The organism is Delftia sp. PX-1, from assembly GCF_055797465.1.
This window is the reverse complement of record NZ_CP184763.1, coordinates 742,193-757,108: the sequence shown is the minus strand read 5'-3', so window position 1 is coordinate 757,108 and position 14,916 is coordinate 742,193. Positions and strand designations below refer to the sequence as shown.

The 14,916-nt window shown below is 67.6% G+C and carries 12 protein-coding genes; 9 read left to right on the top strand and 3 right to left on the bottom strand.

The annotated features are described in order from the left end of the window. Positions 1 to 14: 14 nt before the first annotated feature. On the bottom strand, positions 15 to 491 hold the full coding sequence (locus tag ACN20X_RS03520) for a chemotaxis protein CheW (RefSeq protein ID WP_016450786.1): 477 nt from the start codon (positions 489 to 491) through the stop codon (positions 15 to 17). Positions 492 to 813: 322 nt separating this feature from the next. Here ACN20X_RS03520 and ACN20X_RS03515 point away from each other — a divergent pair, with 322 nt between their 5' ends. From ACN20X_RS03515 to ACN20X_RS03490, 6 genes are all read left to right on the top strand, one after another. Next, positions 814 to 2,511 carry a methyl-accepting chemotaxis protein gene (locus tag ACN20X_RS03515; protein WP_473210286.1) on the top strand — a complete coding sequence of 566 codons (1,698 nt, stop codon included), beginning with the start codon at positions 814 to 816 and terminating at the stop codon, positions 2,509 to 2,511. 74 nt (positions 2,512 to 2,585) lie between these two features. Beyond that, entirely contained in the window at positions 2,586 to 3,836 is a 1,251-nt protein-coding gene (locus ACN20X_RS03510) for an HD-GYP domain-containing protein (protein WP_046240182.1), read from the top strand. A gap of 211 nt (positions 3,837 to 4,047) precedes the next feature. Then, positions 4,048 to 4,419, top strand: a complete 372-nt coding sequence (locus ACN20X_RS03505) for a response regulator transcription factor (protein WP_017404901.1) — start codon at positions 4,048 to 4,050, stop codon at positions 4,417 to 4,419. After that, on the top strand, positions 4,419 to 5,183 hold the full coding sequence (locus ACN20X_RS03500; protein ID WP_016450587.1) for an HD-GYP domain-containing protein: 765 nt from the start codon (positions 4,419 to 4,421) through the stop codon (positions 5,181 to 5,183). Before ACN20X_RS03505 ends, ACN20X_RS03500 begins: the two co-directional genes overlap by 1 nt. 9 nt (positions 5,184 to 5,192) lie before the next feature. Continuing rightward, on the top strand, positions 5,193 to 6,032 hold the full coding sequence (locus tag ACN20X_RS03495) for a substrate-binding periplasmic protein (protein ID WP_016453965.1): 840 nt from the start codon (positions 5,193 to 5,195) through the stop codon (positions 6,030 to 6,032). Positions 6,033 to 6,056: 24 nt separating this feature from the next. Then, a complete protein-coding gene (locus tag ACN20X_RS03490) occupies positions 6,057 to 8,582 on the top strand; it encodes a sensor histidine kinase (RefSeq protein ID WP_473210285.1) in 2,526 nt (841 codons plus the stop codon). Between the two features lie 34 nt (positions 8,583 to 8,616). On the opposite strand, the gene ACN20X_RS03485 is transcribed toward ACN20X_RS03490, so the two are convergent. Together ACN20X_RS03485 and ACN20X_RS03480 are read right to left on the bottom strand one after the other, a co-directional pair. Further along, positions 8,617 to 11,208 carry a putative bifunctional diguanylate cyclase/phosphodiesterase gene (locus tag ACN20X_RS03485; protein WP_223275343.1) on the bottom strand — a complete coding sequence of 864 codons (2,592 nt, stop codon included), beginning with the start codon at positions 11,206 to 11,208 and terminating at the stop codon, positions 8,617 to 8,619. A gap of 257 nt (positions 11,209 to 11,465) precedes the next feature. Beyond that, on the bottom strand, positions 11,466 to 12,380 hold the full coding sequence (locus ACN20X_RS03480; RefSeq protein ID WP_016450592.1) for a LysR substrate-binding domain-containing protein: 915 nt from the start codon (positions 12,378 to 12,380) through the stop codon (positions 11,466 to 11,468). Between the two features lie 173 nt (positions 12,381 to 12,553). Between ACN20X_RS03480 and ACN20X_RS03475 the strand changes: the two genes are divergently transcribed. The 3 genes from ACN20X_RS03475 (at position 12,554) to ACN20X_RS03465 (ending at position 14,912) form a co-directional block, all read left to right on the top strand. Next, positions 12,554 to 13,303: an SDR family NAD(P)-dependent oxidoreductase gene (locus ACN20X_RS03475; RefSeq protein WP_016450593.1), complete on the top strand. Its 750-nt coding sequence runs from the start codon at positions 12,554 to 12,556 to the stop codon at positions 13,301 to 13,303. Positions 13,304 to 13,365: 62 nt separating this feature from the next. After that, the gene (locus ACN20X_RS03470; protein WP_151020332.1) at positions 13,366 to 14,373 is read left to right on the top strand and encodes a TRAP transporter substrate-binding protein; all 1,008 of its coding nucleotides are present in this window, start codon (positions 13,366 to 13,368) and stop codon (positions 14,371 to 14,373) included. Further along, positions 14,370 to 14,912, top strand: a complete 543-nt coding sequence (locus ACN20X_RS03465; protein ID WP_016450595.1) for a TRAP transporter small permease — start codon at positions 14,370 to 14,372, stop codon at positions 14,910 to 14,912. Before ACN20X_RS03470 ends, ACN20X_RS03465 begins: the two co-directional genes overlap by 4 nt. Positions 14,913 to 14,916 lie beyond the last annotated feature (4 nt).

Below are 14,916 nucleotides of genomic sequence, written 5' to 3'. Positions count from 1 at the left end.
CCGGAGCAAATGGCTCAGCTCACAGCGCAGTCCGGCAGGGCTGCCGTGGCCGTCACCAGGAGCTTGTCGGCATCGATGAGCAGCAGCGAACGCTCCTCGAGCACGCCCATGGCCAGCAGGCAGTCATTGACCAGGCCCCCGCCCATGGCGGGCACGGCGCGCAGGTCCTGCGGCATGAGCGTCACCACGTCGGTGACACCCTCCACCACCATGCCCGTCACTCCGCCAGGCAGGCGCAGCATGATGGTCACGGTGCAGGCGTCGTACGGCTTGGCCGCAAGCCCCAGCCTGAGCCGCAGATCGATGACGGGAATGACCTCCCCGCGCAGTTCCAGCACGCCGTTGAAGTAGGCGGGGCCATTGGCAATGCGCATGGGCGACTCGTAGGACCGGATCTCCTGCACTTGCAGCAGGTCGATGCCGAACTCCTCATCGTCCACAAGGAAGGAAAGCCATTGCCTGGCGGTGTCGGTTGTCAGTGTAGGTGGCATCTTCATCACTCCAATCAAATTTATTTGATGAATTTGATAAAAATTTAACAGAGAGAAAAGAACAGCACAACCGGTTGTTACATTTTTGGGGGTGTTGATGCTTCGACACGTGAGCCGTCGCCAAGCGCTGCCGGGCTGTGGCGACGGCTTGTCCAAGGAGGTAGAGGACTGCGTGGCGGCTCGGCGCAGCAGATCCCGGAGCAATGGCTTGGCGAGACTGAATTGATAAATTCAATCCCCCGAGATGAACTCAAGCTTGGTAAATTATCAATTGCATCATATTGATCAAAATTCCTAGTCACCTCTCGGGAGCCCCACCACCATGTTCCTTCGCCTTCTGTCCATCCGCACACGGCTCATCGCTGCCTTCACCCTGCTCCTGCTGCTGCTGAGCACGGTCGCGGCCATCGGCTCACTGCAGATCGCCCGGGTCCAGTTCAATGCCAACGACCTGGGCACCAACTGGCTGCCTTCCACCAATGTGCTGGCCTCGATCCGCGCCACGGCCAACGCGGCACGCCGCGCCGGGCTGCGCCACGTGATCGAGGAGGACGCGCAAAGGAAGCGCGCCCAGGAGGACCTGCTGCTGCAGGCCCAGAAGTCACTGCAGTCGGACCTGGCCGTCTATGAAAAGCTGGTGTCCTCGCCAGAGGAGCGGCAGCTGTATGAAAGGATGCTGGTGCTGTGGGACGCGGCCCGAGCCGCTGACCAAAAGATGGTCGAGCTGTCCAGCGGGGGCCCCGAACAGGTGGCCCAGGCGCGCGCACTGGCCACGGGTGCGACCGCTCAGGCCTTCGCCCAGCTCATGGACGTCGTGGGCCAGGACATCGCGCTGAACCAGGAAGGCGGGCGCAAGGCCACCGAGCAGGCCGAGAAGGACTACCACCTGGCGCTGTACCTGCTCGGCGGGCTGGCCACGCTGGCGGTGTCCCTGGGCGCCGTGCTGGCCTGGGCCATCACGCGCTCGATCACCGAGCCCCTGCACATGGCGGTCTCGGTGGCGGACACCGTGGCGCGGGGCGACCTCACGGCCAGCATCGTGGTGCAGGGCCGGGATGAGCCCGCCCGGCTGCTGGGCGCGATGCGCGACATGAACGGCAAGCTTCGCGAGATCATGGCAAGCATTCGCCTCAGCAGCGACAGCATTGCGACGGGGTCGAGCGAGATCGCCTCCGGCAGCCTGGACCTGAGCCAGCGCACCGAGCAGCAGGCCAGCAACCTCGAGGAGACGGCCGCATCGATGGAGGAGCTCACGGCCACGGTGCGCACGAATGCGGACACGGCCCAGCAGGCCAGCAAGGTGGCTTCGGCCGCGTCGGCCTCGGCTGCCGAGGGAGGCCAGTCCGTGGCCCTGGTGGTGCATACCATGCAGGACATCTCGCAGGCCTCGCGCAAGATCGCCGAGATCACGAACGTCATCGACGCCATTGCCTTCCAGACCAATATCCTGGCGCTCAACGCTGCCGTGGAGGCCGCGCGGGCCGGCGAACAGGGCCGGGGCTTCGCGGTGGTCGCCAGCGAGGTGCGCGCGCTGGCCCAGCGCTCGGGCACGGCGGCCCGCGAGATCAAGGAGCTGATCGGTGCCAACCTGGAAAAGGTCGAGCAAGGCACCCAGGTGGCGACCCGGGCTGGCGAGCAGATGGGCCGCATCGTGGAGCAGGTGCGCAGCGTGGACACCATGATCGGCGAGATCTCCAGCGCATCGGCCGAGCAGGCGGTAGGCATACGGCAGGTCGGCGAGGCGGTGAGCCAGCTGGACCAGATGACGCAGCAGAACGCGGCGCTGGTCGAGCAAAGCTCGGCCGCTGCGGGCAGCCTGGAGCAGCAGGCCGCTTCTCTGGCGCAGATCGTCTCCACATTCAGGATGCATCCCGAGCATGGGGCAAGCCACCCCGCCGCGCCGCGTGCCGCCACCGTCCAGGTCATGGGGCCCAGGCAAGCGCTGCCGGCCGTTCAGGCCCGCGTATCGCCGGCCCGTGCGCAACCGCAGGTCAAGGAGGAGGAATGGGCGGCCTTCTGACCTGGATCCGTACAGAAGCAAGGAAATGGCGGCAAGATGAAGTATCCATGTGAACCGTTGCGGGGCCCTTGTTCATGATCAAGCGCATCAGTGTGCGGCAGCTGCGGCTGGGCATGTTTCTGGAGAGCTTTTGCGGCAGCTGGATGGAGCATCCGTTCTGGCGCAGCCGCTTCAGGCTGGAAGACCCTGCCGACCTGGCGAGGATCCTGCACGCCCCCATCCAGGAAGTGTGGATCGATACCGCCAAAGGCCTGGATGTCGCGCAAGACGAGCCGTCTTGCTCGCGCGAGCAGGTGGACACCGTGATCGACGCCCAACTGTCCGAGATCTCGCAACTGGCCGAGTTGGAGTGCGAGCTGCGGCCCGTTGCCTTCGATGAGGAGGTGAAGCGGGCGGCCCGGATCTGCCGCCAGTCCAGGCAGGCGATCACCGCCATGTTCCGCGAGGCGCGCATGGGCAGGGAGATCAACCAGGACGAGGCCCGCTCCGTGGTCGCCGAGATGTCCGAGTCGATCATCCGCAACCCGTGCGCCTTGGTCAGCATCGCCCGACTCAAGAGCAGCGACGACTACACCTACATGCACTCGGTGGCGGTCTGCGCCTTGATGATCGTGCTGGCACGCCAGCTCGACCTGCCACCGCAGCAGGTGCGCCAGGCGGGCTATGCGGGGCTGCTGCACGATATTGGAAAGATGGCGATCCCCGCCCCCATCCTGAACAAGCCGGGGCGCCTGACCGACAGGGAGTTTGCCGAGGTCCGCGAGCATCCGGCGCGAGGCCTGGAGCTGCTCCTGGCCGGCGGCGTCGATGATCCGGTGGTGCTGGACGTCTGCCTTCACCATCATGAGAAGGTGGATGGCACAGGCTACCCCCACGGGCTGCGCGGCGAGGACATCAGCCTGTTCGCGAAGATGGGCGCGGTCTGCGATGTCTACGACGCCATCACCTCGGACCGCCCCTACAAGCGTGGCTGGGACCCTGCCGAGGCGGTGCACAAGATGGCCGAATGGAGCGCCGGGCACTTCGACAAGACCGTATTCCAGGCCTTCGTCAAAAGCATAGGCATCTACCCGGTGGGCTCTTTGGTGCGGCTGACAACGGGCAGGCTGGGGGTGGTCGTGGACCCTGGCCGCCAGTCCCTGACATGTCCGCAGGTCAAGGTGTTCTATTCCACGGCCAGCGGCATGCGGATGGCACCGGAGACCGTTGACCTGGCCCGGCCCGGGTGCCAGGAGAAGATAGCCAGTCGGGAAGACCCCGCGAAATGGGGCTTCACCGACCTCGATGCCCTGTGGAAAGACCCGGCCTGGGAACGGGCCACATAAAGGCGGGGCTGCCGGCTCCCGCACAGGGGGAAAAGACCTGTTCCCGGCCTGGGGCCGGAACCCGCCCCGCTGCGGGCGGCAGCATCCGGCGCCCACGGGCGTGCAGGCCTGGCAACAGATTTGATAGATAAATTCAATAAAATTTGATTGAATTGATATTTATGATTCACATGCCGGCCCACACCTTTGTTGCGGCATGAAAGATCTCCCCATGCAAAAGATACTGATCGCCGAGGACCATGCCGACATCCGCAAGCTGCTGCGCATGACACTGGAATTCAGCGACTTTGACGTCATAGAGGCTTGCGATGGCGACGAGGCCTGGGCGATGGCCGAGAGGCTCAGGCCCGACATCGTCCTGCTCGACATCATGATGCCGGGCACGCTCGACGGCCTGGAGGTGTGCAGCCGCATCAAGCGCTCCTACGAGCTGCTGCATACGCAGGTCATCCTGCTGACGGCCCGGGGCAGCGCCGAGGACCGCAAGGCGGGCCTGCTGGCCGGAGCCGACGAATACCTGGTCAAGCCCTTCAGCACCCTGAAGCTGCTGGAGACGATCGAAAAGCTCGAGAGGATCGACTGATGGCCCAGTACCAGACCGCCTCCCCCCGGGAGCCATCGCGACGTTTCGATCCTGCGGCCGTGGAGCAGATGGAGCAGCTCATCCAGGACTTCGGCCGCATGTACCGCGAGCGCAACGATCTGCTCAAGGAAGTGACACGCGCCCACCACGAGACCCTGCTGCGCCTGGCCATGGCCGCCGAGTTCAAGGACGACGACACCGGCTCGCACATCATCCGCATCGGCTACCTGTCGGAGGCCTTGGCCCTGCGCCTGGGCTGCCGCATCGAATTCGCCAGCCTGCTGCGCAAGGCGGCCCCGATGCATGACATCGGCAAGGTCGGCATTCCGGACACCATCCTCAAGAAGCAGGGCCCGCTGGATGCGCAGGAGCGCCTGGTCATGAACCGGCATGCCGAGATCGGCGCGCATCTGCTGGGCCAGTCGCGCATCCCGGTGTTCCAGATGGCGGCCGAAATCGCCGCCAGCCACCACGAACGCTTCGACGGCAAGGGCTACCCGCAGGGATTGGCAGGCGAGGACATCCCGCTGTCGGCGCGCATCACCTCCATCGTCGATATCTTCGACGCGCTCACCATGGACCGGGTGTACCGGCCGGCGTTCGGGCGAGCACGGGCCCTGGAGATGATCGCGGCGGAACGGGGCAAGGCCCTGGATCCCGGCATCGTCGACGCGTTCATGGACAACATCGAAGAGCTGGATGCGCTGCGCCTGGCGCTGACCCGGCAGTCCCCGTCCTTCACCGATCTGATCGACACACCCTGAAAGCCCGCCATGCATCCATCATCGACATGTTTCGGCGCACCGTCTCCAAGGCGCGTGCTGGCCCGCCTGGCAGCCGTTGCCGGATTGCTGCTGTGTCTGGTGCCATGGTCCGGCTCTGCCGCAGCTGGCGAGGTGCTGGAGCGGATTGCATCCACGGGCGCCCTGCGTGTGTGCATATGGCCCGACTACTACGGCATCACCTTCCGCGACCCGCGCACGGGCCGGCTGACGGGCGTGGATGCAGAGCTGTCGGCGGAGCTGGCCAGGGAGCTGGGCGTACGGCTGCAGTATGTGGATTCCTCCTTTCCCAGGCTGATACCTGACCTGCTGGAGTCGCGCTGCGATGTCGCCATGTTCGCCGTGGGCATACTCCCCCAGCGGCAAAAGCAGCTGCGCTTCACGCAGCCCTATCTGAGCAGCGACATCTACGGCGTCACGACCAAGAGCAATCAGGCCGTGCAGTCCTGGGCGGACATCGACCAGCCCGGCGTGCAGGTCGCCGTGCAGCGTGGCACCTTCATGGAGCCCGTGATGCGCGAGACGCTCAAGCATGCGCAGATCGTGTCCATCGAGCCGCCCCAGACCCGCGAGAAGGAGCTCATGGCAGGGCGCGTGGATGTGTTCATGACCGACTACCCCTACAGCCGCCGGCTGCTCGACAGCTCCGACTGGGCCCGGTTGATCGCACCGCCCAAGCCGTTCCACGTGCTTCCCTACGGCTATGCAACCAGTCCTGCCGACGCCCAGTGGCTGGCGCGCCTGGACCAGTTCGTCTCCGACATCCGGCGAGACGGCCGCCTGGCCCGGGCAGCGCGCAACCACGGGCTGAGCGCCATCGTCGCGCCTTGAACCCTCCGATGGAGCGCCTTCATCATGTCTGGCCGAGCCGGCACGCATCATTTTCTGGGGGCCAGGCGCAGCGCCCACCTCAAGGCATTGGTGCTGACCTTTGCCCTGTGCGTGCTTGCCGGGCTGGTGCTGTTCGTCTGGAGCCAGCTGCATGCCGAGGCCGAGCAGAGCAAGGCCCAGGCGGCGTTGCTGGCCCGTGTGCTGCAGGATCAGACGAACAAGACCTTCGAGACCGGCGAGGTCGCCCTGGCAAGCCTGGCCAACAACCCGGTCATCCTGTCCGCCGACAGCCCCGGCGCAGCGCGCGAGGCGGCCTTGGCGCAAGTGGTCGGCCAGTTGCCGGTTCTGCGCAGCATGGCGCTGCTCGATGGCAAAGGACGCATCCTGGCGAGCACGCAAGCGGGCGAGGCCGGCCTGCAGATCGAGCTGCACAAGCTGCTGCCTGACAGGGCATCGGCTCCGGTCCCGGGCAAGGTCCAGCTGGGACGCCTGGTCACCGGCCGCAGCCTCTCCTCCCTGGCAGCGACACCGCATGCGACACCGCGGGGCGTCCGCTACCTGCCCCAGATCCTCGCATTCGAGCGCGACAACGGCGCACCGGCCGTGCTGGTGGCCCTGATCAATCCCGATGCCGTGGCCAACTTCTACCAATCCACGCTGGAGTCCCTCAGCTACGAGGCCATGCTGCTGAGCTACGACGGCCAGACGCTGGCCAGCACGAATGCGGGCACCGGCGTGCAGGCGACCGCCGTGCTGCAGACACCGCTGTTCCGGCAATGGCTGCCGCACAGCGAATTCGGCTCCTACGTCGGCGCCGGCATGCTCGGCTCCCATGAGGTCGTGTCCTTTCGCACCGTGCGCAACTGGCCTCTGCTGCTGGTGGTGGAGGAGCCCTACTCGGAGGTGGTCGCGCGCTGGCGCGACAAGGCATTCGCCTTCTTCGTTGCCGGCCTTGCGCTTCTTGCCCTGGTGCTGGGCCTGAGCGGGTCGGTGCTCAAGACCCGCAGGGTCCAGAAGTCGTCCCAGCAGTCCATGGAAAAGGCCCAGGCGCGCCTGGCCCGCAGCGAGCATGAGATGGCCGTGCTCATGCGCAGCGTGCAGGAGCTGATCTTTCGCACCGACATCCAGGGCCGGCTGACCTTCGTGAACGCACGCTGGGAGCAATGGACCGGGCAGCCCAGCGTCGAGGCGCTGGGGCAGCCGCTGGAAGGCATCGCGCGCGAAGCCTGCAGGCCGCAGATCCATGCCCTGCTCGACCCACAGGCCAAGCTGGCCCTGCGCAACTGCCAGGCCATGTTCCAGCTGCCGGGCCACCGGGAAATACTCTGCGACATCGCCGTCGTCCCCCTGCTGCGCGACGGCCGGCTCGTGGGCTTCGCGGGCAGCGCCGTGGACGTGACGGCCCGCTGGAAGGCACAGCAGGAGCTGCAGACCCAGCTGGCCTTCCAGCACCTGCTGTTCGAGACCACGCCCCTGCCCATGCTGGTCACCGACGCGGACCACCGCGTGGTACTGGTCAACAAGGCCTGGGAGGACTTCTTCGGCCGCGGCCGCTATGCCGTGCTCGGCCACGAGATCAAGGGACTGCACTCGCGCGACGATGCCCTGCTGCAGATACGCAGCAACCAGGTCGTGATGCGTTCGGGCCAGCGCATGGTGCTGGAGGCCCGGCTGCCCCACGTGGACGGCAGCTACCGCGACGTGCAGATCTCCAAGGCGGCGGTCAAGGATGCCCAGGGGCAGACCACCGGCGTGCTCAGCATCTTTGTGGATGTGAGCGAATTCCGCGCGGCCGAGCATGCCACGCGCGAGGCCCGCGACGCGGCCGAGGAGGCCTTCCGCGTGAAGTCGGAATTCGTCGCCAACATGAGCCATGAGCTGCGCACCCCGCTGCAGTCCATCATGGGCTTTGCCGAGCTGGGAAGCCTGCGCTCGCGCGGCAATCCCGCCATGGCCGACATGTTCAACGACATCCATGCGGCGGGCCAGCGCATGCTGGCCCTGGTCAATGACCTGCTCGATGTGGCCAAGCTGGACAGCGCCGTGGGAACCATCCACCTGGAGCGCACGGATCTGCGCAGCCTGATCCGGCCGGTCGTGCGCGAGCTGGAGCCGCAGCAGCAGCACAAGCTCATCGACCTGCGGCTCGAACTCGACGACGCCCCGCTGATCGCCAAGGCCGACCCCGTGCGCTTCCAGCAGGTGGTGCGCAATGTGCTGGCCAATGCCATCAAGTTCTCGCCCATCGGCGGGCGCATCGATGTGCAGGGCCGCATCGACGGACAGGGCGACATCTGCATCGCCTTCTCCGACCAGGGCCCGGGCATTCCGCCACAGGAGCTGGACAAGATCTTCCAGCCCTTCGTGCAGTCCAGCAAGACCAAGGACGGCTCGGGCGGCACGGGCTTGGGACTGGCCATCTGCCGCAAGATCATCGACGCCATGGACGGCACCATCGTGGCCGGCAACGGCCCGGCAGGCGGCGCCATCTTCACCATCATCCTGCCCAGCCGCAGTGCGCAGGAGACCCGACCGGCCGAGCTGACATAGCCTGCGCGGGCGCGGTGGCGCGGTGGCGCGAGGCTCAGGCCTCGGACGGCATGTGCCGCCCATGCACCAGCCAGTTGTCCCCTGCCTGCCAGCGCGCGGCCCAGGCGGGCAGCTGGTCGGCGGGCATGGGCCGGGCGATGCCGTAGCCCTGGGCCACGTGGCAGCCCATTTCGCGCAGGCGGCGCGCATGCCTGGGGGTTTCCACGCCTTCGGCCACGGATTCGAGCTGGAAGGTGCTGGCCAGCTGGATCACGCCTTCAACGATGCCCAGGTCGTCCGGGTCGGCCAGCATGTCGCGCACAAAGCTCTGGTCGATCTTCAGCGACTGCACGGGCAGCTTGCGCAGGTAGGTGAGCGAGGAGTAGCCGGTGCCGAAGTCGTCCAGCGCAAAGCGTATGCCCAGCTGCCGGCACTGCCCCATCACCTGGATGGCCTGCTCCATGTCGGCAATGGCGGCGCTTTCCAGGATTTCCAGCTCGATCAGGTGCGGCGGCAGTTCGGGATGCCGGGCTAGCACCTGGGCCATGGTGGCGTGGAAGCCGCCATCCAGAAGCTGGTTGGCGCTGACGTTGATGCTCACGCACAGGTCCAGGCCCTGGTCGAGCCAGCGTGCCGCCTGGGCCACGGCCTCGCCGATGACCCAGTCGCCCAGCGGTCGCTCCAGGTCGCTGCCCGCGATGAAGGGCAGGAACTCGGCCGGCGAGCGCAGGCCCTGGCGCGGGTCGTGCCAGCGCAGCAGGGCCTCGGCGCCCACCAGCCTGCCGCCACCCAGCTCCACCTTGGGCTGGTAGTGCAGCAGGAATTCGCCCTGCTCCAGCGCACGGCGCAGCCAGCCCAGCTGCAGGCGGCGCGCATCGGCCTTGCGGTCGTTTTCCGGGTCGAACAGCTGGTAGCGGTTGCGCCCGGCCTGCTTGGCCACGCACATGGCCTGGTCGGCATGGCGCAGCAGCAGGTCGGGGTCGGCCTGGTCGTCGGGGTAGAGGCTGACACCCACGCTGGCGGTCACGGTCAGCACCCGGTCCTGCACGGGCACGGGGCGGCTGGCCGCCTCCAGCACCCGGTCGAGGATGGAGGTGCAGTGCTCGACCGAGCCGATCTGCGACAGCAGCAGCACGAACTCGTCGCCACCGAGCCGGGCCAGCGTGTCCTCGGAGCGCAGCACGCTCTTGAGGTGCTCGGCCACGCCCACCAGCAGCGCATCGCCGGTTGCAACGCCGTGCAGGTCGTTGATTTCCTTGAAGCCGTCCAGGTCCAGAAAGCACACGGCCAGGGAGCGGCCCTCGCGCGCCGTGCGCAGCATGGCCTGGTTGAGCCGCTCGACCAGCAGGCGGCGGTTGGGCAGTCCGGTCAGCAGGTCGTAGTGGGTGACGCGGTCGAGCTCGGCCTCATGGGCCTTGATGTGGCTGATGTCGGTGAAGACGCCGATGTAGTGCTCGATCTCGCCGCCGGCACCCTGCGCAGCGGAGATGGACAGCATCTCGGCGAAGATCTCGCCCGATTTGCGGCGATTCCAGATCTCGCCGTGCCAGAAGCCGTCGCGCGCGATGCAGGCCCAGATCTGCCGGTAGAACTCCGGCCCGTGCAGGCCCGAGGACAGCACGCGCGGCGTCTGGCCGATCACCTCCTCGGGCGCATAGCCGGTGATGCGGGTGAAGGCCGGGTTGACGCGCGTGATGCGCCGCGCCGGATCGACCACCATGATGCCCTGGTGGCTGCTGTCGAACACCACGGCGGCCTGGGCCAGCTCGCGCTCGAAGCGCTTGCGCTCGGTGATGTCCCGGGAGATGCCGAACAGGCCTGCGATGTGGCCTGCCGTATTGCGCACCGGGCCCTTGGTGACCAGGAGGTCCAGCGTCCTGCCCGGCTCCACCGTCAGCTGCTCCTCATGCGTGGCCACCTCCTGGCGCAGCACCGCCTGGTCCTTCCTGCGGATGGCGCTGGCGATGCCAAAGGGAAAGAGCGCGAAGTCGTCCTTGCCCACGATGTCTTCGGCCTGCCGGCCCACCAGGCTGGCGGCGGCCCGGTTGACCAGCAGATAGCGCCCGCGCAGGTCCTTCACGAAGACGGCATCCGAGGTGCCGGAGATCACCGAGTCCAGCAGCTGCCGCTGCATGTTGGCCTTGCGCAGCGAGCGCTGCAGCGTCTCGGCCAGCACGCTCACGGCCAGGCCGTTGACGGCCACCACCCCCCATTGCGCCCAGTCGCGCACGGCGACGCCGTCCGTCTGGTCCAGGCTGTAGGCCGCAAAGGCCGTGGCCAGCAGGCCCGGCCCCAGGCCGCCGATCAGCGCACTGACCAGCACGGGCAGCATGAACAGCAGGAGCAGCGAGCGTTCACCGAAATGGCTGGCCAGCGTGCTGCTGGCGGCCAGCACGGCCAGGCTCATGGCCAGGGCAAACAGATAGGAGGCCCAGACCGGGAAACGGCGCGGCCCCATTTCCTGGGTGATGGCGGAGGCGCCGCCGCTGTGCGCGGCCGGCACCGAGCACAGCGCGAAGAACAGCAGGAAGTCCGTGGCCAGCACAAAGAACAGCCCCTTGGCGACGGAAAGCCAGCCGATATCCGCACTGCCTGCCAACGCGAACAACAGCTTGTCGGACAGAATGATCCAGGCGAATGCGAGCAACCCGTAGCTCACCGTGATCAGTCCGATAAATCGGCGTCTTGCTGATTTGGCCATTTCAGCGTGGCACTCCCTGTGTATATGGCTGTCCGGAATTATTGCCAATCCCTGCTGGCAATCGCGTCGTCATTCGCCGAAAACAGGGGGCAATAAAACCATTTGCCGCGCACTCGCTCATTCATAGAGAAATTGCATCGCAGGCCTTTTCCGCCGGATGCGGGAATATCTGTCCGGCCCCTTTTCCCGGTCCGGCCGCCAACTCATTCCGGGCACTGGCGGCAGGGCTGCTGCTCGGTGCGGGCGGCCTCGGCATGCAGCCAGGCCAGGAAGGCCGCCACGGCGGGGCGCCGGGCGTTGCGCGCGGGGTAGACGGCAAAGTGGGCCTTGACGCGCAGGGCCCGGTCCATGCCGAAGGGGGCCACCAGCCGGCCGTCGGCAATGTGGCCGCCCGCGTTCATGGCGCTTTCCAGCGCCACGCCCAGGCCCTGCGTGGCCGCATCCAGCGACATCTGGGCGCGGTCGAAGCGCACGGCAAAGCGCTCTGGCGCGCGCAGCTGCGAGAACGCCTGGAACCAGTCCGACCACTGGACGATGCTGACGTTGCTCTGGATCAGCGGCACGTGCAGCAACTGCTGCACGCGCTGCAGCCCATGCTCGGCCACGAACGCGGGGCTGGCCAGCGGCAGGATGTGCTCCTCGAACAGGGGCTCCACCTCCAGCTCCGGCCACTGCGCAATGCCGTAGCGGATGTCGATATCGGCCTGGCCCAGCGCGAAGTCGCTGTGCGAATGCGCAGCCGACAGGTTCAGCGCAATGTGCGGGCAGGCCCGTGCGAAGTCCCGCAGCCGGGGCATGAGCCAGAGGCTGGCGATGCTGGGCGCGCAGTGCACGTAGAGGCTGTTGCTCATGCTGTGGCGCAGGTCCTCGGTGGCCGAGACGATGGCCGCCAGCGCGCCGCCCACGCGCTCCAGGTAGGCCTGCCCCGGGCGGCTCAGGCGCACGCCATGCGCGCTGCGCTCGAACAGGCGCACGCCCAGCTGCGCCTCCAGCTTGGCCACCTGGTGGCTGACGGCCGAGGCCGTCAGGTGCAGCTCGGAGGCGGCCAGCGCGAAGCTGCGCCGGCGCGCCACGGCCTCGAAGGCCTGCAGGTGGGCACTGCTGGGAATGGATGCCATGGCAAGTTCCTCGAAGACGCGGGCAGCTCACGGGCAGCTCACAGGCAGACCCCGGGAGACCCCGTACGTGAGCTGAAGAACTGTCATCTTAGGCTGATGAAACATCGTTTGTCTTCATGCTCGTGACAGCCCAAGATGGCTGCATCCACCACCACTACAGCGGAGACAGGCACATGCTGCTCAAGGACAGGGTCGCCATCATCACCGGCGGCGCAGGGATCAACGGACTCGGTTTTGCCACGGCGCGCCAGATGGCCGCCCAGGGGGCCCGCGTGGCCATCCTCGACCTGGAGCGGGCCGACCCGGCCGGCGCGGCCGCGCGGCTGGGCGACGGGCACCTGGGGCTGGTGGCCGATGTGACGGACAAGCCCTCGTGCGAGGCGGCCGCCGCCGCCGTGCTGCGCGCCTTCGGCCGCATCGACGCGCTGGTCAACAACGCGGGCATCACGCAGGCCGTGGGCACGCTGGAGATCGGCGGGGCCGACTACGACCGCGTGCTCGACGTGAGCCTGCGCGGCACGCTGTACATGTCCCAGGCCGTGCTGCCAGCCATGCGCAGGCAGCAAGCGGGCGCCATCGTCTGCATTTCTTCCGTCTCGGCCCAGCGCGGCGGCGGCATCTTCGGCGGGCCGCACTATTCGGCCGCCAAGGCCGGCGTGCTGGGGCTGGCCCGCGCCATGGCGCGCGAGTTCGGCGCCGAGGGCATACGCATCAACTGCGTCACGCCGGGCCTGATCGAGACGGACATCACCCAGGGCAAGCTCGGCCCCGAGCGCAAGCGCGAGATCTCCGCCACGATTCCGCTGGCCCGCCTGGGCCGCGCCGACGATGTGGCCGGCGCCTGCGTATTCCTGGCCAGCGACCTGGCCGCCTATTGCACGGGCATCACGCTCGATGTGAACGGCGGGATGCTCATCCACTGAGCCCCGCGCGCCTGGCCATGGCCTGCATGGCCGCACACAACCCAAGCAAAGGAGACAAGACCATGCAAAGCACGCTTTTCCACCGCGCCGCCCTGGCCGCCTGCGCCCTGCTGCTGCCGGCCCTGGCCTGTGCCCAGGCCGTCAAGCTCACGCTGGGGCACGGCGCCGCGCCCGACAATCCGCGCCACCTGGCATCGCTGAAGTTCGCCGAGCTGGTGAAGGCGCGCAGCGCGGGCCGCATCGAGGTGCAGGTCGCCCCCTCGGCCCAGCTGGGCGACGACGCGGCCATGGTCACGGCCCTGCGCACGGGCGCGCTGGACCTGTCGGCCAATTCCCAGGGCGCGGTGGCCGCGGCCGTGCCCGAGTACGCGGCCTATGGCATGCCGTTTCTCTTCGCCACGCCGGCCCGGGCCTTCCAGCTGCTGGACGGGCCGCTGGGCCGGGAGCTGGCCGACAAATCGGCCGCCAAGGGCATGGTGGTGCTGGGCTACTGGGACAACGGCATACGCCACATGACCAACAGCAAGCGGCCCCTGCGCAGCGTGGACGATCTCAAGGGCCTGAAGATGCGCACGCCGCCCGACGCGGTGCTGGTGGACATCATCCAGGCCCTGGGCGCCGAGGCCCAGCAGATCAAGTTCGCCGAGCTGTACGTGGCCCTGCAGCAGGGCGTGGTCGATGGCCAGGAGAACCCGCTGGCCAACTTCCACGCCAGCAAGCTGTACGAGGTGCAAAAGCACCTGGCGCTGACGGGCCACATGTTCCAGATGACGCCGCTGATCATGGGCAAGCGCAGCTGGGACCGGCTGCCGACCGCCGACCGCACGCTGCTGGCCGAGGCCGCGCAGGAGGCCACGGCCTACCAGCGCCAGCTGGCGCGCGAGGCCGACGACAAGCTGCTGGACGACATCCGCGCCAAGGGCGTGGAGGTGAGCACCATCGACGCGCGGGCCTTCGCCCAGGCCACGGCCAAGGTGCAGGACAAGTGGCTGGCCAGCCCTGCGGGCCCCTATATCGCCAAGGTCGTCAAGGCCGCAGGCGCGCAGTCAAGTGCAGGGAGCCATCCATGAACCTCATCGAACGCCTGGTCACGGGCCTGTGCCGCGCCGTGCTGTGGGCCAGCACCCTGGTGATCTTCGTGATCCTGGTGTGCAACACCGCCCTGCGCTATGCCAGCGGCACCAGCCTGCAGTGGGCCAACGAGGTGCCCGAGCTGCTGTTTCCCTGGCTGGTGATGTCGGGCGTGGTGCTGGCCGCCGCCCATGGCGCCCACATTACCACCAGCTTCCTGGTCGAGGCCCTGCCTGCCCGCGTGCGGCGCGCCACGGCCGTGCTGGGCTGGCTGGCCGTGGCCGCCCTGTACGCCACGCTGGCCTGGTCCACGCTGAACATGCTGGAGATCGTGCATGACGAGCGCAGCCAGATCCTGGGCATTCCCGGCTCGCTGACCTATGGCTGCGTGATGGTGGGCATGGCCTTGCTGGCCCTGCTGGCCCTGCAGTCGGCCTGGCGCGCCTGCGTGGCGGGCAGGGACCGGGTATCCGCGCAGGCCGGTGCCGCTGGTGCGTCTGCCGAACCGGCCCGGCCCGTGGCCGGCGCGCACTGGTGAAGGG

Excerpts from the sequence above, each read along its gene's own strand:
- ACN20X_RS03520 (WP_016450786.1), bottom strand. The coding sequence starts at position 491 with ATGCCACCTACACTGACAACCGACACCGCCAGGCAATGGCTTTCCTTC.
- ACN20X_RS03515 (WP_473210286.1), top strand. The coding sequence starts at position 814 with ATGTTCCTTCGCCTTCTGTCCATCCGCACACGGCTCATCGCTGCCTTC.
- ACN20X_RS03510 (WP_046240182.1), top strand. The coding sequence starts at position 2,586 with ATGATCAAGCGCATCAGTGTGCGGCAGCTGCGGCTGGGCATGTTTCTG.
- ACN20X_RS03505 (WP_017404901.1), top strand. The coding sequence starts at position 4,048 with ATGCAAAAGATACTGATCGCCGAGGACCATGCCGACATCCGCAAGCTG.
- ACN20X_RS03500 (WP_016450587.1), top strand. The coding sequence starts at position 4,419 with ATGGCCCAGTACCAGACCGCCTCCCCCCGGGAGCCATCGCGACGTTTC.
- ACN20X_RS03495 (WP_016453965.1), top strand. The coding sequence starts at position 5,193 with ATGCATCCATCATCGACATGTTTCGGCGCACCGTCTCCAAGGCGCGTG.
- ACN20X_RS03490 (WP_473210285.1), top strand. The coding sequence starts at position 6,057 with ATGTCTGGCCGAGCCGGCACGCATCATTTTCTGGGGGCCAGGCGCAGC.
- ACN20X_RS03480 (WP_016450592.1), bottom strand. The coding sequence starts at position 12,380 with ATGGCATCCATTCCCAGCAGTGCCCACCTGCAGGCCTTCGAGGCCGTG.
- ACN20X_RS03475 (WP_016450593.1), top strand. The coding sequence starts at position 12,554 with ATGCTGCTCAAGGACAGGGTCGCCATCATCACCGGCGGCGCAGGGATC.
- ACN20X_RS03470 (WP_151020332.1), top strand. The coding sequence starts at position 13,366 with ATGCAAAGCACGCTTTTCCACCGCGCCGCCCTGGCCGCCTGCGCCCTG.
- ACN20X_RS03465 (WP_016450595.1), top strand. The coding sequence starts at position 14,370 with ATGAACCTCATCGAACGCCTGGTCACGGGCCTGTGCCGCGCCGTGCTG.